Here is a 21,636-nt window from a genome sequence, read left to right as displayed (position 1 = left end):
CGAGCGGAGCCGAGCGGGGCCGAGCGGGGCCGAGCGGGGCTGGGCCGGGCTGGGCCGAAGCTCAGTTCCCCGTCGGCGCCGGGTCCTTCGCCGGCCCGGCGAGGGGCTCGGGTTCGAGTACGAAGACCGGGATCACGCGGTGGGTCCTCTCCTGGTACTCGGCGTACGGCGGATACGCGGCGACCGCGCGCTGCCACCACTGGGCCCTCTCGTCCCCGGTGAGCTCACGGGCCCTCATGCCCCGGCGTTCGGGGCCGTCCTGGAGATCCACCTGCGGATCGGCCTTGAGGTTGAAGTACCAGGCCGGGTGGCGTGGGAAGCCGCCCTTCGAGGCCACCGCCGCGTACCGCCCCTCGTGCTCCACGCGCATCAGCGGAATCTTGCGGATCCTGCCGCTCCTCGCGCCGCGCATCGTGACGATGACGACCGGCAGGCCCGTGTCCCAGAGCGTTGCGCCCTGTGCGCCACCCGAACTCTCGTACAGCTCGACCTGTTCGCGCACCCACTGCGCCGGACTCGGCTCGTACTCGCCCTCAAGAGGCATCGCATTCACCCCATCGTCGTGCACGGATCATGTCGGGACATTCCAACACAAGCCTCGCGCCACAGGGAGACCGCCGCTCCCGCCCTGCCGACGACTTCACGTGCGACGGCAAGGTTCCGGTGTCACACCTGGCCTTGTGTCTGCGCAGGTTGTGTCTGCGCAGGTCAGGACATCCTCCGGCAGCAAGGTCGAAGGAGACAGGACAGCTGTAGAGCTTCGCCACAGCCCGTCGTAGGCCGGGCATGCCGCCCTGGGAGGTGAAGCGGGCCCCACAGTCTCAGGCGCAACAACCTCGACCGGCACTCTCGCGAGTCGTCAACTGTCGCTCTGTGGACCGGTGAGGTTCTTGGTGAGCCATTCCAGGGACATCGGGACCAGCTTCTCGAAGTCCGTGGTTTTGTGGTTGCCGCCGGGCTGCTCGTAGTACTCGACGGTGGTCGGGGGGACAGCCTTGGCGACCCAGGCCTTGACCAGGTTGACCTCGTAGGGGGTACCGCCGCCGGCGGTGGCGAGCATCTTGACGGCGGCTTTGCTGGTGGCGATCAGCTTGTCGGGACCGTTGGCGGCCTGCTCGGCCTCGTGGCCCTTCCAGAGCAAGGAGTCCGCCTTGAAGTCGCCGTCGATCGGTACGGCGGCCTTGTAGAGGTCGGGGTGCTGCAGGGCCAGCTTGGCGCTGCAGTCCGCGCCGCTGGAGGCGCCCATCAGGCCCCAGCTGTCAGGGCCTTTGAGGGTACGGAAGTTGGCGCGAACGAAGTCCGGGATGTCCTGGGACAGCCAGGTGCCCATCTTGGGCTGGCCGGGTATGTCGGAGCAGTCCAGGGACCGGTGCTCGTCAGCCGTCAGGTTCTGCACCGGCATGATCATGATGAAGGGGTGCGCCTTCTGCTCCTGGACGAGCTGGGCGTCGATCTCCTGGATCGGCAGCTGGTTGTCCGTCCAGGTGTTGTAGCCGTTGCTCTGACCGCCCGCGTAGAGGGTGAGCACGGGGAAGCCGAACTTGGCATACCCCGGGTCGCTGTACTGCGGCGGCAGCCAGACCCAGACCTGGGCGGAGACGCCGGACTTCTTGCCCGCCAGGGTGGTCATCATGATCGGGCCGGCCTTGGTGTCGCGGGCCTTCTTCAGGTCGGTGGCCGGGCCGGTCGGCATCATGACCTTGGAGTCCTTCGGCGGCGTGCTGCTCGCCGCGGCGGAGGGCGTGGACGGGGTGCCCGCCGCCGCGTTGTCACCCGCCCTGGGATCGGCAGCCTGCTTGCCGCCACCGCTGCAGGCCGCCAGGGCGGAGCACAGTGCGAGCGCGGTGATACCGGCCAGGACCGCACGGGCGCGGGTGGGGTGTGACTGCGGCTGCTGCATGGTGAAAGCTCTCCGATCGATATCAGGCCCGGCCTTGCCGGTACCGAGCAGTGGTCCTGGGTCCCCGACCTCAGGACGATTGGGTGCGGGCACGGGCGTCCGCGGTCCAAGGCCAGGAGCCCAACGGCGAAGACGTCCCGCCCGCCGCGGTCCGCCGACATCCTGGCGGGCGGGCTCACCCCGCACCCAGGCGTCGCGGTCCGCCGCGCGCGGCGGGAAGCCGGTTGCCGGCCTTGAGGGCTGTCCGCTCCAGTGGGGTGCACCGAGCGCGCGCAAGCGAGCGCGCCCCGCGGCCGGGCCGTCGTCAGCGGGGCGGGATGATCCCGGTCAGCCACTTGAAGGTCGGGACGACCAGCGGCTTCCAGGTCGATGTCAGGTGCGCGCCGGTGGTCTCGAACGGGGTGACGGTGGTCGGGCTCTTCGCCGCCTGCTGGAGGGCGGTCGCGTCCTCCAGGCCGTCGCCCCGCTTGCCGGTCACGTAGAGCGCGACGTTCGGCGGGGTCGCGGCATGAGTGAGGATGTGGAGCGGGTTGGCGCTCTCGCGCAGCTTCGGGTCCTTGGCGGTCAGTGAGCTCGGTTCGCCGGCCGGGTCGTTGTAGCCGGACATGCTGATCGCGGCGCGGTAGCGGTTGGGGTGGGCGAGCGCGAGGCGCAGGGCGCAGTGGGCGCCGGCGGAGTAGCCGGACAGGGCCCAGCGGTCCGGGGTGGTGTCGGCGCGGAAGTTGTCCGCGATCATCTGCGGGACGTCGCGCGAGAGCCAGGTGTCGGCGTTGACCTTGCCCGGGATGTCGGCGCAGCCGGTGTCGGTCGTGCCGAGGAGGGTGACGCGCGGTGCGACCAGGATGAACGGCGTCACCTGGCCCGATTTCATCAGTGGTTCGAGTTGCTTGGTCGCCTCCATGGCCTCGCCGAACCAGGCGCTGGAGGATCCGGGGTATCCGGCGAGCAGTTCGACCACCGGGAAGGTCTTGTCCTTGTAGGCGGGGTCGTCGTACTGCGGCGGCGTCCAGACGAGTACCTCGCCGTCGACGCCGGAGAGCCTGCCCTTGAGGTCGGCCTGCTTCACGTTGCGGGGTACCGCGTCCGAGTCGGGCGCGTGGAAGGCCTGCGCCACCTTCGGCGCGTGGGAGCCGGACGGGCCGCCGGCGGCACCCTCGCCGGCCAGGCCCTCGTCCTTCGGAGGCACGGGCACGGCCCGGACGTGGCTGGCGGTGCCCAGCAGGTCGCCCCAGCTGTCGTAGAGCTGGTTCTCGTCGTTGACGATCACGAAGACCATGGCCACGGCGGTGAACTGGCAGAGCAGCACGGTGCCGAGGTAGGAGAGCGCGCGCAGCGGCGTGCGCCGTCGTTGCGCCGTACGTCCCGCCCCCAAGAGGGGTCCTCTGCCCAGCCATTGCGCCATGGCCAGCGCTATGGAGGCCGCGAACAGCACGACGGTGAGGACGAGGAAGGGACTGCCAGTCAGGTTCATCGCGTTCGTGCCCGGTTTCTGTGCCGCCCGGGCCCGTGTGCCCGGTCGCATGGGAGACAGCTTGGAACGGCCGTTCGGTTGCTGTTTTCTGGGAGTTTCCTGGGAGCTGCCGAGGGCCTGCCCCCTGGTGGACGTCGACCACGGCGCGGGCGACGCGGTAAACGACGAAGCGGAGCACGCCCTCGACCGCCCGGCCAGGTCGTCCGAGGTCTTCGTCATCGAGGCCGCCACTGCGGGGCCGGGGCCCCGGACAGCCCTGCCACGTGATCACCGTTGCCGAGCGACTACCACCGCCCTGCTTGGCCTCGCGCGGTGAGCCGCCGGCCGACCTGGCCGACCTGGCCTACTTGGGGAACAGCGAGTCCCCGGTGACCGTGCGGGTGGTGCCGTCAGCGAGGGTGAGGGTCACCGACTCCGGCACGCCACCGTTGTTGTGGTCGGAGCCGGGCCACCATGCGGTCCAGCGGCCGTCCTGCACGGTGACCTCGAAGGTTCGCCCGGCGTCCTTCATGGTTACCGCCTTGACGTCGGCTCCGACGAAACCCTCTGCGTAGTTGAACGTCGCCGAACCGCTGCCGTGGGAGCCGCCCGTGTCATAGGTGATCACATCGCGCGCAACGGGCTTCACGGCACCGACCGCCATCGACAGCCCACTGTTCTTCGAGGCGACGTAGCAGAGCATCACGGTGCCGCCGCGGGCGACCACCATGGAGGTGACCTTGCCGCGGAGGTCCGCGTTGGTGATCGTGACGGGCTCGCCGGCGCCCGGCATCCCCTCCAGGCACCACTTCAGGGTGGAGGCGCCCCGGCCGGTGGAGGTGTCCACGGGGGTCGGGGTGCTGGTCCAGCTGGAGAGCTCGACGGAGCTCAGCGGCCCGCTGTTCGCCCGGTCGTACAGCGTCACGCCCACCACAGCCGTGCCCACGGCGAGGGCACCGGCGAGCGTGAAGGCCAGCCGTCGTCGCAAGCGCGGCCTGGCGGGCTGCCTGGTGGGCGAGGTGGCGGGGGTGTCGAGTTCGATCCGGCTCATCAGGCGCTCCCGATGTAGGGCGTGGCGTCCTGGCGGGAGGTCGCGCTCGGCCGGCACGGGCAGTCGCCCGAGCAGTTCGGCGCGCTCGACCGGATCCGGCCGCTGGTCGGCGTTCACTGGTGTGCCTCCTTGGGGGACAGACCCGCGGTCGCGGGCCCACTCTTCATCTGGTGCGGGGCGAAGTCGGGTTCCCTCTTTTTCCGCGGAGTCTTGCGGGCGGCCGCCTCGGTGAGGCGGTGCAGCTTGGCCCGGGCACGGGAGAGCCGGGAACGGACCGTGCCCACCGGTACGCCGAGGGCCTCGGCGGCCTCCTGATAGTCCAGGCCCGCCCACACGCACAGGGCCAGCACCTCACGGTCCGGCCGCCGCAGCCGCGCAAACGCTTCCTGCAGGGCGGCGATCCGCGCCGCGTCGTCGATCCGCCCAGCCACCTCCTCCGCGAAGTCGGGGAGGCCCTCGGGCACGGGCGGCAATTGGGCCATCACTTGCCAGTGCCGCCGGGCGGCCCGGCGCTGGTTGCTGACCAGCTTGGTGGCGATGCCCAGCAGCCAGGGCCGCAGGGACCCGCCCTCGGCGCTGACCCGGCCGTGCTGACGCCATGCTTCCAGGAAGGTCAGCGACATCACGTCCTCCGCCGCCGACCATTCCCCGGCCAGCCGGAACGCGTGGTTGTACACCGAGCGCGCGTACGCGTCGAAGAGCTGCCCGAACGCGTCCCGGTCACCGGCACGCACCCGAGTCCGTATCTCTGGATCCGAATAGTCCACGCCCACTATCTGGTGCGACAGTTCAAGCCGTTCCCATGACGCACATCACATGGGCTCTGGCGCTCACCGTCGGCCGGCTCACCCGCGGCGTGCTGCGGGCCAGGGTCCGCGAGCGGCTCGCCCTCCTGGTCGCCCAGGAGAACGACTGCACCTACTGCGTCAGCGCGCACTCCCTGCGCGGCAGCAAGCTGGGGCTGAGCGACGAGGAACTGCTCGCCACCCGCGACGCCACGGACACCGACCCGCACACCCGGGCCCTGCTGACGCTCGCCCACGAACTCATCCGCACCCACGGACAGATCAGCGACGAGACCCGCGCCCTGATCAGGGCGGCCGGCGTCACGGACGCGGAAGCCGGCGAGGTGGTCGCGCACGTGGCGCTCAACACGCTCTCCGACTACTACAACCACCTGGCGCGTCCGGAACTGGACTTCCCCGAGGTGAAGGCATGAGTGACGACTGGAACGAGGCGTCCGTCGAACTGGTCGCCGGCTACACGGTGGTGAACGCGGACGGCAAGCCGACCTCCTCGGTACCGCAGGCACTGGTCTCCCTCCAGGGCGGCTTCGCCAAGCTGCGCCTGCCGGGCACCGAAACGGTGCAGGTGGTCTCGGCCCCGGCCGTCCGCCTGATCACCCTGCACTCCGCCTGAACCCGCCGGTCCGACGCCGGCGGCCTGACCCCGGCGGCCTGAATCCGGCCGTCGCCGGATACCTGCGGCTGCACGGCCGTCCAAGCCGGGACGGCCCGGGCCGGGATCCCGGTGCCGACACCCGAACCACCGCACCTCCCCCGGCGCCGTACACGAACCGATGCGGCCTCGCCTGCCACACGCCGTACCCGATCGGTGACACGATGCGACCGCCCCTCCGCATCGCGAGACCCGGGAGTCCGCTTTGGCCCGAATCACCATCAACGGCGTGACCGTCGATCCGCTGGCCCAGTCCATCGAGATGGCCCACGCGTCGCTGGTCTCCGAGGACGCCTCCGCGTCCGACTACCTGCTCGTCCAGACCACCCATGTGCCCACCGCCGAGGAGAAGGAGCAGTTGGCGCGGCTCGGTGTGATGATCCATGAGTACGTGCCGGAGAGCACCTATCTGTGCGGCTACCGGCCCTCCGATCTGGCGGCCGTCCGGGCGCTGCCGTTCGTGGCCTGGGCGGATGTGTACCTCAAGGGTTTCAAGATCGCGCCCTCGCTGCGGTCGGGGCGGATGCGGCCGGCCCTCGCCGTGCTGGCCGATCCCCTCGAGGCGGCCGGCTCGCGCACCCGTACCGTCGACATCGTCCTGCACGAGGACGTCGACGCGGGCGCGGACGCCGTCCGGCAGCGGATCGCCGCGGCCACCGGGGCCGACGCCGGCGCCATCCGGCCGGAGCGGCGGAAGGTACGGATGGAGGTCCGGGAGAGGGACCTGCCCGCACTGGCGGCCCTCGACGAGGTGCAGCAGGTCGAGGAGGTCCCCGTGATGGGACTGCACAACAGCGTCGCCGCAGGGCTGATGAACGCCCGGATCTCGCTCGACGGGACGCGGTTCCGCGGCGAGGGCCAGGTCGTGGCCATCGCCGACACCGGCCTCGACCTCGGCTCCACGACCGACGTGCATCCCGCCTTCAAAGGACGGGTGAAGCGCCTGACCGCCCTCGGCCGGACCGGCCCCGACCGGACGGACGACCCGAAGGGCCACGGCACCCACGTGGCGGGCTCCATTCTCGGCGACGGCTCGTCCGCCCCCATGGGAGAGGCCGTCCAGGGCACGGCCCCCGAGGCCACCCTGGTCCTGCAGTCGCTCCTGGACGACCAGGGCGGGCTCGGCGGAATCCCCACCGACCTCGCCGACCTGTTCGGACCGCCCTTCAACGAGGACGGGGCACGGGTCCACAGCAACTCCTGGGGTCCGGTCCAGCCGAGCCTGCCGTACGACAGCAGCGCCTTCGAAGCCGACCAGATGGTCTGGGACCACAAGGACTTCGTCATCTGCTTCTCGGCCGGCAACAGCGGCCAGGACCGCGACCGCAGCGGCCGCATCAACCAGGCGTCGGTCAGCGGCCAGGCGGGGGCCAAGAACTGCATCACCGTCGGCGCCAGCGAGAGCAGCCGCCCCCACATCCCCCTCACCTACGGCCAGTTGAACTCGATGTCCTTCCCCGTGAGCCCGATCCACGACGACCCGCAGGCGACCGATCCGAAGGGGATGGCGGCCTTCAGCAGCCGGGGTCCCACCCAGGAAGGCCGGATCTGCCCGGACGTCGTGGCGCCCGGTACCTCGATCCTCTCCACGCACTCGCGCGCCGCCGCGCCGAGCACCCTCTTCGGCGTCTCCTCCGACCCCGCCTTCTTCTTCGACAGCGGCACCAGCATGGCCACCCCGCTGGTCGCGGGCTGTGTCGCGGTGCTGCGCGAGACGCTGGTGAAGAACGGGACGCCCGAGCCGAGCGCCGCGCTGCTGAAAGCCATGCTGATCAACGGCGCGGAGGACCTGCCGGGCCAGTACCTGCCCACCGAGGCCGGCGCGTCCCCGAACAACAACTCCGGGTTCGGGCGCGTCAACCTCACCCGCTCGGTCGTCCTCCCGGGCAACGGCGACGGGGCCGGCGGCCAGGCGGGCAACCCGGCGGGCAGCCGGGCGGGCTTCGTCGACGAGGCGGAGCTGGAGCAGGACAAGGAACGCAGTTTCCGCGTCCCCGTCCCCGACGCCGGCCACACCCTGAAGATCACCCTGGTCTGGACCGACCCGCCCGGCGCCGCCCTGCAGAACGACCTCGACCTGATCGTCCGCGCCGGCGGCACGGAACGCCACGGAAACATGGGCACCGACCCCGGCTTCGACCGCGCGAACAACGTCGAACAGGTCCACTGGGACGGCATCCCGGCCGGCGACGCCGAGATCGTCGTCCGCGCCCACCGCATCACCAAGTTCGCCCAGCCCTACGCCGTGGCCTGGCGCATCGACTGACGCCGGCTGACGCCTCCTCGGCCGTTCTCCGGCTCCGGCCCGCGCCGGAGCCGGAGCCTTAGCCGGACGGAGCCTGAGCCGGGCGGATCCGGACGGAGCCGGGCGGATCCGGACGGAGCCGGGCGGAGCAGCGGCGAGCCCACCGATGTCGGCCGCGGCGGTCGGGTGAACTCGTCCTACTCCTCAGGGGTCGGCCTCCCCCGCGAGGGTGAGCCGCTCCGTGCTCAGGGCGGATGTGCCGTCCTTCCTCTCGCTGCGATCTTCGATTCAGCAAGGTGCGCTGACGGGATCGGCGGACGAAGAGACCGTCCGCGCCGACCGGGCGTCCGGACCGGGAGGACCCCTCATGACCGCTCGCTCGTTTCTGGCAGGGCTGCACGGCCGGACAGCGGCTGGAGTGCCCCGTTGGGCGGTGCGGGTCGCCTACGCGATCACGCTGACCGTACTGCCCGCCGGGCTCTGGCGGGTCCTGAGCGTCGACCTCCGGATCCCGCTGATGGATGCCCCGAGCGACGGCCGCCCGCCGCCGGACTGGTTCGGCTTCGAATGGTGGTACGTCATCGGGCTGAGCGCGGTCAGTGAGGCGCTGGCGTTCCTGGCGGTCGGTCTGGTGAGCGGGTGGGGCGAGGTGTGGCCCCGGTGGATCCCCTGGCTGGGCGGCCGCCGGGTGCCGATCCTCGCCGCGGTCATCCCGGCCGGCCTCGGCGCGACGTTCAACACCCTGCTCTGGCCGTACGCGATGACCATGATCTCCTTCGGTCGCAGGATCGACGGGGGCGTCGACCCCGGGGTGGGCTCACACGGCTGGCAGGCCTTCGTCTTCTACGCGTCGTACTGGCCGCTGGCCGCCTGGGGGCCGCTGCTCGGCATCCTCACCGTGCACTACTACCGCCGTCGCCGCGCTGCCGAGTCCGCCGCCGCGGAGGTCCCCCGCAAGATCGAGGCGGCGCTCGACCCGGCATGACGGCCCGTCGGGGCGGGTGGTGATGGCCGCGGCTGTGGGGCGGGATGGCCGGTTCCGGCTCATTGCCCTCCCTGCGCCGGGTAGGACGGCGCTGACGACGCCCATCCCGCGACCGCTGGACCGACGACGCGATCGCGGGACGCGAGGGACGCCTCAAGACCCTGACCACCGGACTGACCGACTACGCCGGCAACATCGTCAAGCGGTACATCTGCGGTACATCTTCGGGGGTGCCTTCGTGGAGCGCATCTGCCTCGACGGCTCGCAGCAGGCCAGTGGTCTCACCATCAGGTACTTCACCTTCGAGATCGGCCAGCCGCCGGGCCGGGGCCAGACCTGGGTGTTGTCACCGCCCGTGCCGGACTGCCAGGACGGGACCGGAACGCCGGGCGGGTTCCCCGGCCGGATTCCGAGGGCGGGTTCACCGGGTCCGGCGTGGCTGTCATGATGGGGCGGCCATGCTCGCGCTCCCCGATCCCGATCCCCCTGGGCCTCGTGCCGCCGCCGACGTGCGGGTGGTGCGGGCGGGGCTGCTTGCCACGGTGAGTGTCGCGCTGGCGGCGGCCGCTCACACCGTCGCGGGCGGTCGGGTCGGGGCCGGGCTGCTGGTGGTCGGCTGGTTTCTCGTCGTGCTCGTCGGCGTCGCCGGGGCAGGGCGGAAGCGGTCGTTGCCCGCCATCACGTGCGGGTTCACGGTCGGCCAACTGGGTCTGCACCTCTTGTTCCAGTCCAGCCCCGGCCTGTGGCTGCCCGCCCCGCCGAAGCGGCCGGAGGCCATGCCCGGCGGGCACGTGCACACCCATCACCCCGCGCCCCCGAGCCATGCCGCGCACGCCGTCACCCATGGCGGGCTGCTCGGGCACTCGCCGGCCATGGCGGTCGCCCACCTCGCCGCTGCCGTCCTGACCGGGTGGCTGCTGCACCGGGTCGAGGTGGCGTTGTGGCGTCTGATGGATCTGGCGCGGACCCTGTCCGCACTGGCGCGTCACTGGCGTCGGCGGTTCACCGACGCACTCGCCCGCCTGCTCGGCGACTCCGGTCCGGCCGCGCCCTGGCCGGACTGTCGGGTCGGCCCGGTCCCTACCGCCCGCAGACCGGTGTTCGGGGCGGTCGTCCTGATGCACAGCCTGGTGAGGCGGGGGCCTCCGCAGGGGGTGGGTGCGTAGCCGACGACCGGGCCTTCCGGGCCCGCGCCGCCGGTTCGACGTGCCTGTCGACCACACCCCCGAACACTGCACGAGCGCCCGGGGCGGCCCTGCGCCGCCACACCGGGCCGCGACGTGCCGATCTCCCGGACGGAGAACCCCCTTCATGCGTTTCACCACCTCTCGCCGCGCCGTCGCCGCGGCCGCACTGGCCACGACCGCCGTGCTCGCCGCCGCGGCCCCCGCGTTCGCGCACGTGACCGTGCAACCCGGCTCGGCGCCCCAGGGCGGTTACCCGGCGGTAGCCTTCCGCGTGCCCGACGAGAGCGACACCGCCTCCACGACCAAGCTCGAAGTCGCGCTGCCGACCGATCACCCGGTGGCCTCGGTCGCCACCGAGCCGATCCCCGGCTGGACGGCCACGACGGAGAAGACCAAGCTCGCCAGCCCGATCAAGACCGACGACGGCGACGAGATCACCGAAGCCGTCTCCAAGATCACCTGGACCGCGGGCGCCGGGACGAAGATCGCCCCCGGCCAGTTCCAGGACTTCCGGATCTCGCTCGGCCCGTTGCCCACGGACACCGACAAGCTGGTCTTCAAGGCCCTGCAGACCTACGACGACGGCAACGTCGTGCGGTGGATCGACGAGAGCACCCCGGGCCAGGCCGAGCCGCAGCACCCGGCCCCGGTCCTGGCGCTCACCAAGGCCGCCGCGGGCGGCGACGGCGACCACGCGGCGGCGGCCGGTTCGCAGGCGGCGCCGGCGGCGGGCGGGTCCTCGTCCTCGTCCTCGTCCTCGTCCTCGTCCTCGTCCGACAGCACCGCCCGGACACTGGGCATCGTGGGCATCGTCGTCGGCGTGGCCGGGACCGCCTTCGGCGTGCTGAGCCTGCGCCGCCGCAGCAGCAAGCAGTCCTGACACCACCCCGGGCGGGCGCCGAACCGGGCGCCCGCCCGGGCAAAACAAGCCGTGGGGCTCCTGGTCCTGCCGAACACCCTTTCCCTCCAAGGCATCTCGACTACGCTCACCGTCGTCATGGCCAAGATCGAACGAGGGGGGTACACCCATGCCGTACGAGACCGGCGCGAAGGTGAAGCTGACCAGGGACACGCAGGTCACCTCAGGCGACCCAGCGGCCAGGATCGGCGTCCCCGGTCCGCTGTTCCTGGCCGAGGGCTTGGGGGGCGTCGTCACGGGCGTGACGAAGGAAGCCGGCGGCGTGGCCCAGGACCACCTCGCGAGCTTCGATCAGCAGATCCGCGGCACCCGGCTCGACGGCTTCGCGGCCCACCTGGTCGAGGACCTCCGTCAGCAGGTCATCCGGCACGGAGCGTTCGACGGCGCAGTCGGCGCTCGGATCAGATACCGGGTGCGCTTCGAGAACGGGTTCGTCCTCGACGGTCTGGAAGAGGACTGGCTGACCAAGGCCTGAGTATCCGCCGACGCCCCCGCCCGGCCGGCGGGGGCGTCGCGGTCTCGCCCAATGCGTGCGGCCGTCCTCAGCCCGGGTAGGTGATCGAGCCCAGCGGCGGGCAGGGGATGAGAAAAGTGCCGACGCCGGGACGTTCGACGAAGGCCCGGGCCGCGCCGGCCTGCAGGCGGTGGGATTCCAGGTCGTCGGCGTGCCAGGCGTCGCGCCTGGCGCGGGAGTAGTCCCACGTGTCGTCGATGAGGCTGAGGCTGACATTGCCGGAGCTGCGCTGGAGGTCCGCCTTCACGGCGGCCTGCTGGAGTGCGGTCTGGGTCGCGGCGACGTCGATGCGGGTGATCAGGACGCCGAGGGTGTTCGGTTCGCGGGTCGGCATGGGGGCCTGCGGGAGCAGGGACACCCCGGTGTCGAGGCGGCCTATGTTGTCGACGCCGGCCCGCTGCGCGTCCCTCATCATGATCTGCGCTTCCCGGTGCAGCCAGAACAACTCGTCGAGGTCGGCCGGGGTGATGCGCATCCGCTGGTACAGGGCCTGGAAGCGGGGGTCCCGGTGCAGCGGGAGCATGGGGGCCATGTGCAGCACCACGCAGTCGTTGAAGCCGCCCGACACCGCGGCCTCGAGGTGGAGGATGGCCGGTTCCGCCTGCCCCTGCGCGCACGCCAGCCCGCCGAGGCTCGCGTGGCCTGCGGCGGCGAGCCACGCACCGCTGGGGCCGAGTGCCGTGGCACGGGCGATGACGTCGTGGAGGCCCCTGGTGCCCGCCACGGCGGCTCCCTTGGTCAGGAGTTCCACCAGCACGTCGTGAAGACGGGTGGCCAGTGAGTTGACGGTGTCGACCATGGATCTCCTCGGACCTCGGCGGTGACGAGCTCTCGGGGCGTCAAATACGTGCAGTCCCCGTGGAGATGACGGGCGGACGGGGTGAACGGTTCCTTCTCCCGCTCGGCCGTGATCACGAGTGCCGTCGACCGTCGTGGCCGCTCGTCGTCGCGGCCGGGCCCGTGGCGCGGTGCCGGGTCAGCGTTGCAGCCACTCGTCGAGCAGCGCGGCTTCGGCTGTGCTGAGGGTGGGCAGTTCGGGCAGGAGGGTGCGGAAGGCCGCGACGACGGCCGCCGGGTCCTGGGTGGGGACGGCGGGCCGGTCCACGAGAATGGCGCGGGCGATCGCGTCGAAGGCGGCGTCGGCCAGGTGCGGGTCGCTCTGCCCTGGTGGCAGGGTCAGCAGGGTGTGGACGGTGCCGATGCCCGCCGAGCGGATGAGGTTGACGGCGCGTTCCTCGCTCACCCGGAGCCGTCCGGCGGCGGCGATTCTGTGCACACGCTCGGCGAGGATCCGCACGCCCTCGGCCTGGGCCGGGGTGTCGCGTGCGCGGGCCGGGTCGAGCAGCAGGCCGTAGACGTACGGGTTGGCCAGGCCGAAGCCGATCTGCGTGTTCCAGCCGGCGCGGAGGTCTTCCACCGGGTCGTCCGAGGGCGCGGTGGCCTGCTTGCCGGCGACGTGTTCGGCGAAAACGTGGTCCGCGGCGGCGTCGAGCAGCTCGTCCTTGTCCTGGAAGAGGCGGTAGAGGGCCGGGGGCTGCAGCCCGGCCTCCTGGGCCACCCGGCGCGTGGTCACCGCGGCCGGCCCCTGGTCGCGCAGCAGGCCGGCCGCGGCCTTCACGATGCGGTCCCGGGTGATGTCTCGCCGCTGCGTGTTCTGTGCCATGGGGGCGATGGTATCGCGCACGCATGACCGGCGATGTTATCGCCGATATCACCGGTATCGGCACGCTCGGCTGTACGACCCACCCCATGACACCAACGGATCATGGGATCGCCCGCCGGATGAACGCCCGTGCTTGCATCCAACGGTAGTACCAGTGTTATCGTAACTTCCGTTCCGTTGGAAACATCAGATGGGAGCCACCGATGCTGATCGTCACGGGAGCCACCGGCCACCTCGGAGCGCTGATCGTCGACCGCCTGCTGGAACGGGTACCGGCCGACCGGATCGGCGTCAGTGTGCGCGACGTGAACAAGGCCGCCCACCTTGCCGAGCGCGGCGTCCGAGTCCGGGCGGGAGACTTCACCGAACCCGACAGCCTGCAGCACGCCTTCGACGGCGCCGAGCGCGTCCTGGTCGTCTCCGCGGCCATCCGGGGCGTCGGCGCGCTGACCGCCAACACCGCCGCCATCGACGCGGCGCGGGAAGCCGGCGCCCGGCGCATCCTGTACACCAGCCACCAGGCCGCCTCCCCCACATCGCGCTTCCCCCCGCAGAAGGTCCACGCGGCCACCGAGGAGCACCTCAAGCAGCAAGGAGTGCCCTACACCGCCCTGCGCAACGGCTTCTACGCCTCCGCCCTGGGCCCCTACATCGGCGCGGCGCTGGAGACGGGCACGCTCGCCGTGCCGCAGGACGGCCGGGTGTCCTGGACGGCCCACGAGGACCTGGCCGAAGCCGCGGCCGCCGCCCTGACCGAAGAGACCGGCAAGGGAGCACTCGAAGGGATCACCCCGCCGCTGACCGCCCCCCGCACGCTGGACTTCGCCGACATCGCCGACGTCCTCAGCCGCATCACCGGTCGGACCATCACCCGAGTCGTCCTGGACGACGACGAGTGGACGTCCGCGGCAGTCGCCGGCGGGATGCCGCGGCCGGCCGCGGAGTTCGCCTTGACGATGTTCGGCGCATCACGCAACGGCGAGTTCGACGTCACCGACCCCACCCTGGAAGCCACCATCGGCCACCCCTCGAGGACCGTCCACGAGGCCCTGGAGGCCGCCGTACGCTCCCGGTGACGGTAGACGGATAGTCGTTTTTCGACACCATCCCCTCCGCTGCCGGACGTCTGTGAACGGACAGTCAGGAGTGCAGGGGGTCATCGGGGTTCGAGGGTGTCCTTCAGGACGTCGAGGTTCTTCGCGACTGCGTGCCTGATCCGAGGGCCGGCGACCGCGGCGACGGCCTTGAGGGCGGGTCCGCCTCGTGCACCCGGCGGCCTCCCGGCTCGATGCCGCAAATCGAACGGGGCAGGACTCCCAGCGCCCGCGGCCCTCCAGCGACGACCACACCCACGCCGCCCGGAACCCCGCCGCTCGTTCTCGCCTACCGCGGACGCCGGAACCGCGCTCCGGTACTCCCTGAGAGCCAGTCAGGCGCTGAGAGCCAGTCAGGCGCGCGCAGCCTCACATCCGGGATCTCAGCACGTCGACCTCACAGCCCGGTGCGAAGGGGTCGAAGCCGTGCTCGATCAGCCAGCGAACCGCCAGCAGGCTTCGCAACGACCACCACGCGTGGATCACGTCGAGGTCGAGGTCGATGTCGGTGCCATAGCCGGCCATGACGTCGTCGAGGTGCTCCTCGTGTCCGAGCGTGAAGGTGGCGAGGTCGTACAGGGCATCACCCTGGCCCGCCTCGGACCAGTCGATGATGCCCGTGACCTCGTCGCCGTCGACGAAGACGTGCGCGATCTGCAGGTCGCCGTGCGTGAACGCCGGAGTCCACGGTCGGAGTGCCGCCTCGGCGACCCGGCGGTTGCGGGTGACCAGGTCGGCGGGCAGGACGCCGTTCGTCACGAGCAACCCGCACTCGTCGTCGAGTTCCGCCGCCAGCGCGACGACGCTCCGGCCGGCCCGGCCCGGCCGAGGCGGCAGCAGCGCGTCGTGCAGCTTCCGGATGGCGGCGCCCGCCGCTGCCCACGCCGTCGGCGACCCGGTCGACGGCCCACCGAGGCGCCCAAGCGTCCTCCCCGGAAGTGCGGCGATCGCGAGCACGGGCGGCTTGCGCCACAGGACCTCCGGGGTCGGGACCGGCGCCAGGGACATCGCCTCGACCTCGACATCGATGCGCGCCTGATCGGCGTCCACCTTCAGGAACACATCGCCGACGCGCAGAGTCGCACGCTCGGAATGGGCGACGACGACTTCGACCTCATCCATGGGCGATCAGTATCCCGGGGATGTTCGCCGACGTCGCCGGGTTTCTCACGTGCGACTACGCGGCTGACCGCGTCCCGCAGTCCGCGGCCTCGCGCACGACGCCGACCGCTGACCGTCCCTGCCCCGCACCCGCGGCCCGCGCCCGAATCGGTCGGGGCGGGTCGCGGGTGCGCCGTGCACGGGTGTCGGGTGTAGCTCTTCGGGTGCTGGGGCGGGATGGTCAGGGGGTCGCCGCAGCCCCACCGACGGGTGGTGCGGCTGGACCACTTCTTGTCCGCCCCGTCCTTGCCGTTCTGGTTGAGCATGCCGCCGAGGGCGCTGAGGTTGCTGGCGGAACAGGTTGGCGGTGGCGATGGCCTGCGCGGTCTGGAGGCCGGCCGGGTCGGGCATCGCCATCAGGGGTGTGAACCGCGTCTCGGAGGCGCCCAGGGGGGCCACCTTGGTGTCCAGGTTCTGCGCTCGCGAGGCGGTGGAGACGGGGGCGATGTCGGCCGGGGTGATCTGGATGGGCGAGTCCTTCCAGTTCCAGAACCGGGTGAGGTCGATCTTCTCGGCCGAGTTGGCCCGGCCGAGGACGGCCTCGGCGAAGACGCCCTTGGTGGCGATGGCGACCGTGCTGGTCACCGGCGTCCCGTAGGCGGTGCCGGTCGCCTTGCGGGCGTTGGTCCACGCCTCGCGTTCCTGCTCGCTGGTGAAGTTCCACCGGAACCCGAGGTAGTTACCGGTCTCAGTAAGCCGCCGGGCGGAAGGTGCGGCGGTAGGCCTGGGGGCTGACGCCGATCGCCGTCTGGAGGTGCCGGCGCAGGGAGGCGCCGGTGCCGAGGCCGGAGCGGCGGGCGACCAGGTCGACGGGCCAGTCGGTGGTTTCCAGGTGGTGGCGGGCGAGGTCGACGCGCTGGCGGGTGAGCCACTGGCCGGGGGTGATGCCGGTCTCCTCGCGGAAGTGGCGGGAGAAGGTGCGGACGCTGGTGTGGGCGTGCGCGGCGAGGTCGGCGACCGTCAGGGGTTCGGCGAGGCGTTCCATCGCCCAGGCCCGGGTGGCGGCGGTGCCGGAGTTGCCGGCGGCGTTCGGTTCGGGGACGGGGCGTCGGATGTACTGGGCCTGCCCGCCCTCGCGCCACGGCGGGACGATGCAGGAGCGCGCCACGTCGTTCGCGATGCGGCTGCCGTGGTCGCGGCGGACCAGGTGCAGGCACAGGTCGATGCCGGCGGCGACCCCGGCGGAGGTGAGGATGTCGCCGTCGTCGACGAACAGGACGTCGGGGTCGACGCGGGTCGTGGTGAACATCCGCTGCAGACGGTCGGCCTCGCCCCAGTGCGTGGTGGCGGGCCGGTGGTCGAGGAGCCCGGCGGCCGCCAGCACGTAGGCGCCGGTGCAGATGCCGACGATGCGGGTGCCGGGGCGGATGCCGGCCAGTGCCTCGCGCAGCGCGTCCGGCAGACGGCCCTCCTCGCGGATCGGGCCGAGCCCGTGCGAGGGCGGGAGGACCACGGTGTCGACCGCGCCGAGGAGCGCGGCGTCGTGGGAGACGGCGAGGGCGTAGTCGGCGGCGGTGTGGACCGGGCCGCCGTCGAGGCTGCACGTGGTGACGGTGTAGAGCGGGCGGCCCGCCTCGTCGCGGGCGGCGCCGAAGATCCGCGCGGGGATGCCGAGCTCGAAGGGGACGACGCCGTCCAGGGCCAGTACGCCGACATGGTGCATGGCCGGATCCTTTCACTCCGTGGCCGTCGCGCCACCACCAGGGACCCTCCCGTACCGGCAGTCTGACGACGTGCCCGAACAACCGGCGCACACGGAACCCGACGGGACTCGGCGGAGCCCGACGGAGCCCGACGGAACCCCGCTGGATCCGACGGAACCCCCGCGGAATCCGTTGGAACCGACGGAACCGACGAATCCAGGAGAAGAGAACCTTCATGCCCATCACCATGCGTGCCGTCTCCCAGGACACCGCCGGGGCGCCCGACGTCCTCAAGGTCGTCGAGACGCGGCGCCCGGAGCCCGTACGGGGCGAGGTCCTGGTCCGGGTGTACGCGGCCGGGGTCAATCCGGCCGACTGGAAGACCCGCGCCCGCGGCGAGTTCGCCACCGGCGCCACACCGCCGTTCGTCCTCGGGTTCGACGTCTCCGGCGTGGTCGAGGCCGTCGGCGCCGGCGTGACGGTCTTCCGGCCCGGCGACGAGGTGTACGGGATGCCGCGCTTCCCGTACCCGGCCGGCGCCTACGCCGAGTACGTCACCGCACCTGCCCGCCACTTCGCGCCCCGCCCCCGGAGCCTGACCCACCTCGAGTCGGGCGCCCTTCCGCTGGCCGGGCTGACCGCCTGGCAGGCCCTGGTGGACACCGCCGACGTGCGGCCCGGACAGCGCGTGCTGGTCCACGCCGCGGCCGGCGGGGTCGGCCACCTGGCCGTCCAGATCGCCAAGGCCCGCGGCGCCCACGTGACCGGCACCGCGAGCGCCGCCAAGCACGGGCTGCTGCGCGAGCTCGGCGCGGACGAGGTCGTCGACTACCGCACCGAGGACTTCGTCGAGGCAGTCCGCGACATGGACGTCGTGCTGGACACCATCGGCGGCGCCAACCTGCCGCGCTCCCTGCGCACCCTGCGCCCGGGCGGCACCCTCGTCTCGATCATCCCGCCGGACGAGACCTTCCCCCACGCCGAGGCCGAGGCGGCCGACGTCCGGGCGGCGTTCATGCTCGTCGAGCCCGACCAACAGGGCCTGCGCGAGCTCACCCGCCTGGTCGAGGACGGCCGCCTGCGGGTGATCGCCGACGCGGTGTTCCCGCTGGAGGAGGCCGCCGAGGCCCACCGCCTGGGCGAGCAGGGGCGCACCACGGGGAAGATCGTCCTGTCGGTCGCGGGGTGAGGCGGTCTGGTTGATCCTGCGATCCTGTGACAGGCCGAGGTGGTTCGGCGGACTCGGCGCCGTCCGGCTCGGTTGCGCGGAGGAAGTCGGCGGCCTTGCCCGGCACGGCGGAGGAGCCGAGGAGCGGAGGAGCCGAGGAGCCGAGGAGCCGAGGAGCTACGGGAGCAACTCGCCCTCGGCGAACCGCTGCTCCACTGAGCGGACGAGGTCGATGCCGATGTGCTCCAGGAAGACCGCCGCCGTTGTGAGCCGCGCCCCGGCGGGGGAGGCCGCGCCGAGCAGGCCGGCGCCGTTGCGGGTGAACTGGGCCAGCGTGGCGTTGCGTCGGGCGCTGGCGAGCATCGAGCGGTACCAGACGTCGTCGTCGATCACGTAGCGTTCGCGGCGGCTGTGCTCGTCGCGTTCGCGGCGGATCAGTTCCTGGCTCTCCAGGTAGGCAACGGCCTTGGAGACCGAGGCCGCGCTCACGCCGAGCCGCTGCACCAGTTCGGCGGCGCTCAGGCGGCCGGTGTCGGTGACGTAGAGACAGCTGAGCACGCGGGCCGCCATGGGCGGCAGGCCGAGGTGCACCAGCAGGTCGGCGAACTGTCCGGTGAACTCGGTGATGGCGGCGGCGTCGCGTCCGTCCACGGCGGAGTCGTGAACGTCGGCGGCCGTCGCGGCGTCACCGGGGAGCCGGGCAGGGCTCGACTGGCGGCGACGGGAGCGCTGGACGGTGGCGCGGTGGGCGCTGGCCGCGCGGTAGCCGGAGGGACCGCCGTTGCGGGCGATCTCCCGGGCCACCGTGGAGGTGGGGCGGGCGAGTTGGCGGGCGATCTCGGCGTAGTCGAGCCCGGCGACGAGCCCGGCGGCGATCGTGCGGCGGTCTTCCTGAGTCAGCCTGGCGCCGGGCACGGGCGGCTCCTCTCTTTGCGGGTGCCGGGGGCGATGGCCGAGGTCCAGGACGGCGGCTCGACCTGGTTCGGTCAGGCCGGCGCAGCCGACCTGACCACCGGTCGCAAGCTCGGCCCACAGGACCGGTTCCGGATCGGCAGCACCACCAAGACCTTCGTCGCCTCCCTGGTCCTCCAACTGGAGGCCGAGCACCGGCTCGGCGTGGACGACACCGTCGAGCAGTGGTTGCCCGGGGTGGTGGACGGCAACGGCTACGACGGAGCGAAGATCACCATCCGTCAGCTGCTCAACCACACCAGCGGGATCGCCAACTTCGCCATGTCGGATCAGGTCAGCAAGGACTTCTCCGGAACGGCCTTCCTGCAGCACCGGTTCGACAGCTTCACGCCGCTCCAGCTGGTCCAGCTCGCCCTCACCGACAAGCCGCTCTTCGCACCCGGCACCGGCTGGACGTACTCCGACACCAACTACGTGCTGGCCGGCCTGATCGTGGAACGGGCCACCGGGCACAGCCTGGCCCAGGAACTGGCCGAGCGGATCACCAAGCCGCTGCACCTGAAGAGCACCTACGAGCCGACCGGGGACGACACCGGCATCCACGGCCCGCACAGCCGCTTCTACTCCCGGCTGGCAGACTCCGACAAGCCCGACACCCCGACCTACGGCATCTACGACGTCACCGACCTCAACCCCTCCTGGGGCTACGGATCGGGCGACCTGATCTCCACCCTCGGCGACCTCAACACCTTCTTCCGCGCCCTGATGCAGGGCCGGGTACTGCCGCCCGCCCAGATGAACGAGATGTTCACCATGGAGGACCCGAACAACGGGTGGGTCCCGGACTCCCACTACGGCCTGGGCATCGGCCAGGTCACCCTCTCCTGCGGTGACGTCTGGGGCATGGGCGGCGCGATCAACGGCTCCTGGTCCTACACCTTCGGCACCCGCGACGGCCGCCACATGCTCTCCACCGAAGTGAACGGCGACTGGGCCTACGGCGACCTGAAGTGGCCGATCGGCGTGTTCACCGCCGAGCTGGAGGCCGAGTTCTGCAAGGGCGGGACGCCCTCCTGAGACGCCCTCCTGAACGGACATGGGCCGCGACCTGGGCCGCGACCTGCCCGGTCGCCGCCGTTGTCCGGGAGCCTTCCGGGTCTCGTCACCGTCCTGTCACACCTGACCGCTCGGGGAACCGGCGCCGGGGCGGCGGTGTGTACCGGGCAGGTGCCTGCGCTGGGTCGGCACCACTCCATCCCTCGGGGGACGCCATGCAGGACATGCAGCACGGACAGGACATGCGGGACAGACAGAAGGCCCGCAGAGCCGCGGTCGCGGTGGTCTCAGCCGCCACCGCCACCCTGCTGATCACGGCGTGCGGGCCCGGGAGCGACGAGCCTTCGACCGCCGGGGCACCGTCGGTGGCGGCCACCGCCTCGTCCGTACCGAGCCCCACGTCCCCGTCCCCCACCAAGGGCAGCACACCGTCGTCGGCGCCGGCCACGGGACCGGCCACGGGAGGCGCGTCGTCCAGTGGAGCGGCGTCTGCCGGTGCAGCGGCGCCGGCTTGCGCGGTCGGCGATCTGAAGGCGGACGCCCACCAGGCGAAGCAGCGCCCCGAGGGCACGGGCGTGGGAGCGGCGATCGTCGCGTTCACCAACACCTCCGCGCACCCGTGCACGCTGCAGGGCTTTCCGACGGTCGCCGGGGCGGCCAACGGCTCCCCGGACCGCAACGCCCCACTCACCGTGACGCACACCGGCCCGACCGCCCCGGTCCGAGTGGCCCCGGGCGGAAAGGCCTGGGTGAAGCTCACCTTCGTCCAGGTCCAGGGCGAGGCCGACGGCTACTGCGTCTCCGGTGCGACGCCGGTCGCCTACCCCACCCTCGTCCTGGGCCTGCCGGGTGCCGGAGCACACCAAGTAGCCCTGGACGACGGCCTCTTCGCCGAGTGCGACAACAAGGTGACCACCACCGCGCTGCTGGCCGCCAGCCCGTCCTGACGAACGCTCCTGCCACAGCCGACGGGCGGGCGCGCTTCGGCGCGGCCGCGCCGGTGGCAAGCCACCGTCGGCGCGGGCGGTCTCGCAACCGGTGGAGCGGACCGGTCCCCGGTCAGAGGTGGCAGACCAGGATGCCGCCCAGGCAGGTGATCGTGCCGTGCGGTGTTGCTCGTCACCGGGGCAGCTCCGGAGTGTTCGTGGGCGCGGGCCGAGAGCAGTCCCACCCGGACGATCCCCGGGTGGGACGGGCCCGGTGCGAGGCCGAGCAACTCGGCGCGTCGGC

Annotated in this window: 22 protein-coding genes; 12 read left to right on the top strand and 10 right to left on the bottom strand. The window is 71.9% G+C overall.

All coding sequences use genetic code 11. The features are described from left to right. Positions 1–61 precede the first annotated feature (61 nt). The 5 genes from ACZ52R_RS22670 to ACZ52R_RS22650 form a co-directional block, all read right to left on the bottom strand. The gene (locus tag ACZ52R_RS22670; RefSeq protein ID WP_465624075.1) at positions 62–544 is read right to left on the bottom strand and encodes a nitroreductase family deazaflavin-dependent oxidoreductase; all 483 of its coding nucleotides are present in this window, start codon (positions 542–544) and stop codon (positions 62–64) included. Positions 545–859: 315 nt separating this feature from the next. Further along, positions 860–1,900 carry an alpha/beta hydrolase gene (locus tag ACZ52R_RS22665; protein WP_465662950.1) on the bottom strand — a complete coding sequence of 347 codons (1,041 nt, stop codon included), beginning with the start codon at positions 1,898–1,900 and terminating at the stop codon, positions 860–862. A 304-nt stretch (positions 1,901–2,204) separates the two neighbouring features. Further along, positions 2,205–3,371 (bottom strand): alpha/beta hydrolase, encoded by a 1,167-nt coding sequence (locus ACZ52R_RS22660; RefSeq protein WP_465662952.1) that lies wholly within the window; start codon positions 3,369–3,371, stop codon positions 2,205–2,207. A 343-nt stretch (positions 3,372–3,714) separates the two neighbouring features. Next, positions 3,715–4,518, bottom strand: a complete 804-nt coding sequence (locus ACZ52R_RS22655; protein ID WP_465624080.1) for a hypothetical protein — start codon at positions 4,516–4,518, stop codon at positions 3,715–3,717. Continuing rightward, a complete protein-coding gene (locus ACZ52R_RS22650; protein WP_465663109.1) occupies positions 4,515–5,147 on the bottom strand; it encodes an RNA polymerase sigma factor in 633 nt (210 codons plus the stop codon). Before ACZ52R_RS22650 ends, ACZ52R_RS22655 begins: the two co-directional genes overlap by 4 nt. Before the next feature lie 56 nt (positions 5,148–5,203). Here ACZ52R_RS22650 and ACZ52R_RS22645 point away from each other — a divergent pair, with 56 nt between their 5' ends. The 7 genes from ACZ52R_RS22645 (at position 5,204) to ACZ52R_RS22615 (ending at position 11,670) form a co-directional block, all read left to right on the top strand. Further along, positions 5,204–5,620 carry a carboxymuconolactone decarboxylase family protein gene (locus ACZ52R_RS22645; protein WP_465753979.1) on the top strand — a complete coding sequence of 139 codons (417 nt, stop codon included), beginning with the start codon at positions 5,204–5,206 and terminating at the stop codon, positions 5,618–5,620. Then, positions 5,617–5,820 carry a hypothetical protein gene (locus ACZ52R_RS22640; protein WP_360509708.1) on the top strand — a complete coding sequence of 68 codons (204 nt, stop codon included), beginning with the start codon at positions 5,617–5,619 and terminating at the stop codon, positions 5,818–5,820. The genes ACZ52R_RS22645 and ACZ52R_RS22640 overlap by 4 nt, the downstream gene beginning before the upstream one ends. A gap of 268 nt (positions 5,821–6,088) precedes the next feature. Next, on the top strand, positions 6,089–8,125 hold the full coding sequence (locus tag ACZ52R_RS22635; RefSeq protein ID WP_465624084.1) for a S8 family serine peptidase: 2,037 nt from the start codon (positions 6,089–6,091) through the stop codon (positions 8,123–8,125). Between the two features lie 346 nt (positions 8,126–8,471). Next, complete coding sequence (locus tag ACZ52R_RS22630) at positions 8,472–9,089, top strand: hypothetical protein (protein WP_465624086.1); 618 nt, start codon at positions 8,472–8,474, stop codon at positions 9,087–9,089. A gap of 458 nt (positions 9,090–9,547) precedes the next feature. After that, positions 9,548–10,255: a hypothetical protein gene (locus tag ACZ52R_RS22625; RefSeq protein ID WP_465753978.1), complete on the top strand. Its 708-nt coding sequence runs from the start codon at positions 9,548–9,550 to the stop codon at positions 10,253–10,255. Positions 10,256–10,400: 145 nt separating this feature from the next. Then, complete coding sequence (locus ACZ52R_RS22620; protein ID WP_465624090.1) at positions 10,401–11,156, top strand: YcnI family protein; 756 nt, start codon at positions 10,401–10,403, stop codon at positions 11,154–11,156. A gap of 148 nt (positions 11,157–11,304) precedes the next feature. Continuing rightward, entirely contained in the window at positions 11,305–11,670 is a 366-nt protein-coding gene (locus ACZ52R_RS22615; protein ID WP_465624091.1) for a hypothetical protein, read from the top strand. A 67-nt stretch (positions 11,671–11,737) separates the two neighbouring features. Here ACZ52R_RS22615 and ACZ52R_RS22610 read toward each other — a convergent pair whose 3' ends face one another. Further along, complete coding sequence (locus tag ACZ52R_RS22610) at positions 11,738–12,508, bottom strand: hypothetical protein (RefSeq protein ID WP_465624093.1); 771 nt, start codon at positions 12,506–12,508, stop codon at positions 11,738–11,740. Between the two features lie 177 nt (positions 12,509–12,685). Continuing rightward, positions 12,686–13,372, bottom strand: coding sequence for a TetR/AcrR family transcriptional regulator (locus ACZ52R_RS22605; protein ID WP_465624094.1), 687 nt, complete (start codon positions 13,370–13,372; stop codon positions 12,686–12,688). A gap of 203 nt (positions 13,373–13,575) precedes the next feature. Between ACZ52R_RS22605 and ACZ52R_RS22600 the strand changes: the two genes are divergently transcribed. Beyond that, positions 13,576–14,448 carry an NmrA family NAD(P)-binding protein gene (locus ACZ52R_RS22600; RefSeq protein ID WP_465662962.1) on the top strand — a complete coding sequence of 291 codons (873 nt, stop codon included), beginning with the start codon at positions 13,576–13,578 and terminating at the stop codon, positions 14,446–14,448. 387 nt (positions 14,449–14,835) lie between these two features. Here ACZ52R_RS22600 and ACZ52R_RS22595 read toward each other — a convergent pair whose 3' ends face one another. Further along, a complete protein-coding gene (locus tag ACZ52R_RS22595) occupies positions 14,836–15,588 on the bottom strand; it encodes a phosphotransferase family protein (RefSeq protein WP_465753977.1) in 753 nt (250 codons plus the stop codon). Positions 15,589–16,030: 442 nt separating this feature from the next. Between ACZ52R_RS22595 and ACZ52R_RS22590 the strand changes: the two genes are divergently transcribed. Beyond that, on the top strand, positions 16,031–16,225 hold the full coding sequence (locus tag ACZ52R_RS22590; RefSeq protein ID WP_465753976.1) for a hypothetical protein: 195 nt from the start codon (positions 16,031–16,033) through the stop codon (positions 16,223–16,225). A 90-nt stretch (positions 16,226–16,315) separates the two neighbouring features. Here ACZ52R_RS22590 and ACZ52R_RS22585 read toward each other — a convergent pair whose 3' ends face one another. Beyond that, positions 16,316–17,290, bottom strand: a complete 975-nt coding sequence (locus ACZ52R_RS22585; protein ID WP_465753975.1) for a GlxA family transcriptional regulator — start codon at positions 17,288–17,290, stop codon at positions 16,316–16,318. A 215-nt stretch (positions 17,291–17,505) separates the two neighbouring features. Here ACZ52R_RS22585 and ACZ52R_RS22580 point away from each other — a divergent pair, with 215 nt between their 5' ends. Beyond that, a complete protein-coding gene (locus ACZ52R_RS22580) occupies positions 17,506–18,459 on the top strand; it encodes an NADP-dependent oxidoreductase (protein ID WP_465624104.1) in 954 nt (317 codons plus the stop codon). A gap of 156 nt (positions 18,460–18,615) precedes the next feature. On the opposite strand, the gene ACZ52R_RS22575 is transcribed toward ACZ52R_RS22580, so the two are convergent. Next, positions 18,616–19,353, bottom strand: a complete 738-nt coding sequence (locus tag ACZ52R_RS22575; protein ID WP_465624106.1) for a GbsR/MarR family transcriptional regulator — start codon at positions 19,351–19,353, stop codon at positions 18,616–18,618. Here ACZ52R_RS22575 and ACZ52R_RS22570 point away from each other — a divergent pair. Both ACZ52R_RS22570 and ACZ52R_RS22565 read left to right on the top strand, forming a co-directional pair. Next, a complete protein-coding gene (locus tag ACZ52R_RS22570) occupies positions 19,264–20,427 on the top strand; it encodes a serine hydrolase domain-containing protein (protein ID WP_465753974.1) in 1,164 nt (387 codons plus the stop codon). The two genes, ACZ52R_RS22575 and ACZ52R_RS22570, sit on opposite strands and share 90 nt — an antisense overlap. Positions 20,428–20,648: 221 nt before the next feature. Next, positions 20,649–21,353, top strand: a complete 705-nt coding sequence (locus ACZ52R_RS22565; protein WP_465753973.1) for a DUF4232 domain-containing protein — start codon at positions 20,649–20,651, stop codon at positions 21,351–21,353. The last annotated feature ends 283 nt before the right edge of the window (positions 21,354–21,636 follow it).

This window comes from Kitasatospora sp. NPDC034023 (assembly GCF_055575795.1).
The sequence above is the reverse complement of the archived record's forward strand: the minus strand, read 5'-3'. Positions and strand labels throughout refer to the sequence as shown.

Excerpts from the sequence above, each read along its gene's own strand:
- ACZ52R_RS22670 (WP_465624075.1), bottom strand. The coding sequence starts at position 544 with ATGCCTCTTGAGGGCGAGTACGAGCCGAGTCCGGCGCAGTGGGTGCGC.
- ACZ52R_RS22665 (WP_465662950.1), bottom strand. The coding sequence starts at position 1,900 with ATGCAGCAGCCGCAGTCACACCCCACCCGCGCCCGTGCGGTCCTGGCC.
- ACZ52R_RS22660 (WP_465662952.1), bottom strand. The coding sequence starts at position 3,371 with ATGAACCTGACTGGCAGTCCCTTCCTCGTCCTCACCGTCGTGCTGTTC.
- ACZ52R_RS22645 (WP_465753979.1), top strand. The coding sequence starts at position 5,204 with ATGACGCACATCACATGGGCTCTGGCGCTCACCGTCGGCCGGCTCACC.
- ACZ52R_RS22640 (WP_360509708.1), top strand. The coding sequence starts at position 5,617 with ATGAGTGACGACTGGAACGAGGCGTCCGTCGAACTGGTCGCCGGCTAC.
- ACZ52R_RS22630 (WP_465624086.1), top strand. The coding sequence starts at position 8,472 with ATGACCGCTCGCTCGTTTCTGGCAGGGCTGCACGGCCGGACAGCGGCT.
- ACZ52R_RS22625 (WP_465753978.1), top strand. The coding sequence starts at position 9,548 with ATGCTCGCGCTCCCCGATCCCGATCCCCCTGGGCCTCGTGCCGCCGCC.
- ACZ52R_RS22620 (WP_465624090.1), top strand. The coding sequence starts at position 10,401 with ATGCGTTTCACCACCTCTCGCCGCGCCGTCGCCGCGGCCGCACTGGCC.
- ACZ52R_RS22615 (WP_465624091.1), top strand. The coding sequence starts at position 11,305 with ATGCCGTACGAGACCGGCGCGAAGGTGAAGCTGACCAGGGACACGCAG.
- ACZ52R_RS22610 (WP_465624093.1), bottom strand. The coding sequence starts at position 12,508 with ATGGTCGACACCGTCAACTCACTGGCCACCCGTCTTCACGACGTGCTG.
- ACZ52R_RS22605 (WP_465624094.1), bottom strand. The coding sequence starts at position 13,372 with ATGGCACAGAACACGCAGCGGCGAGACATCACCCGGGACCGCATCGTG.
- ACZ52R_RS22600 (WP_465662962.1), top strand. The coding sequence starts at position 13,576 with ATGCTGATCGTCACGGGAGCCACCGGCCACCTCGGAGCGCTGATCGTC.
- ACZ52R_RS22595 (WP_465753977.1), bottom strand. The coding sequence starts at position 15,588 with ATGGATGAGGTCGAAGTCGTCGTCGCCCATTCCGAGCGTGCGACTCTG.
- ACZ52R_RS22585 (WP_465753975.1), bottom strand. The coding sequence starts at position 17,290 with ATGCACCATGTCGGCGTACTGGCCCTGGACGGCGTCGTCCCCTTCGAG.
- ACZ52R_RS22580 (WP_465624104.1), top strand. The coding sequence starts at position 17,506 with ATGCCCATCACCATGCGTGCCGTCTCCCAGGACACCGCCGGGGCGCCC.
- ACZ52R_RS22565 (WP_465753973.1), top strand. The coding sequence starts at position 20,649 with ATGCGGGACAGACAGAAGGCCCGCAGAGCCGCGGTCGCGGTGGTCTCA.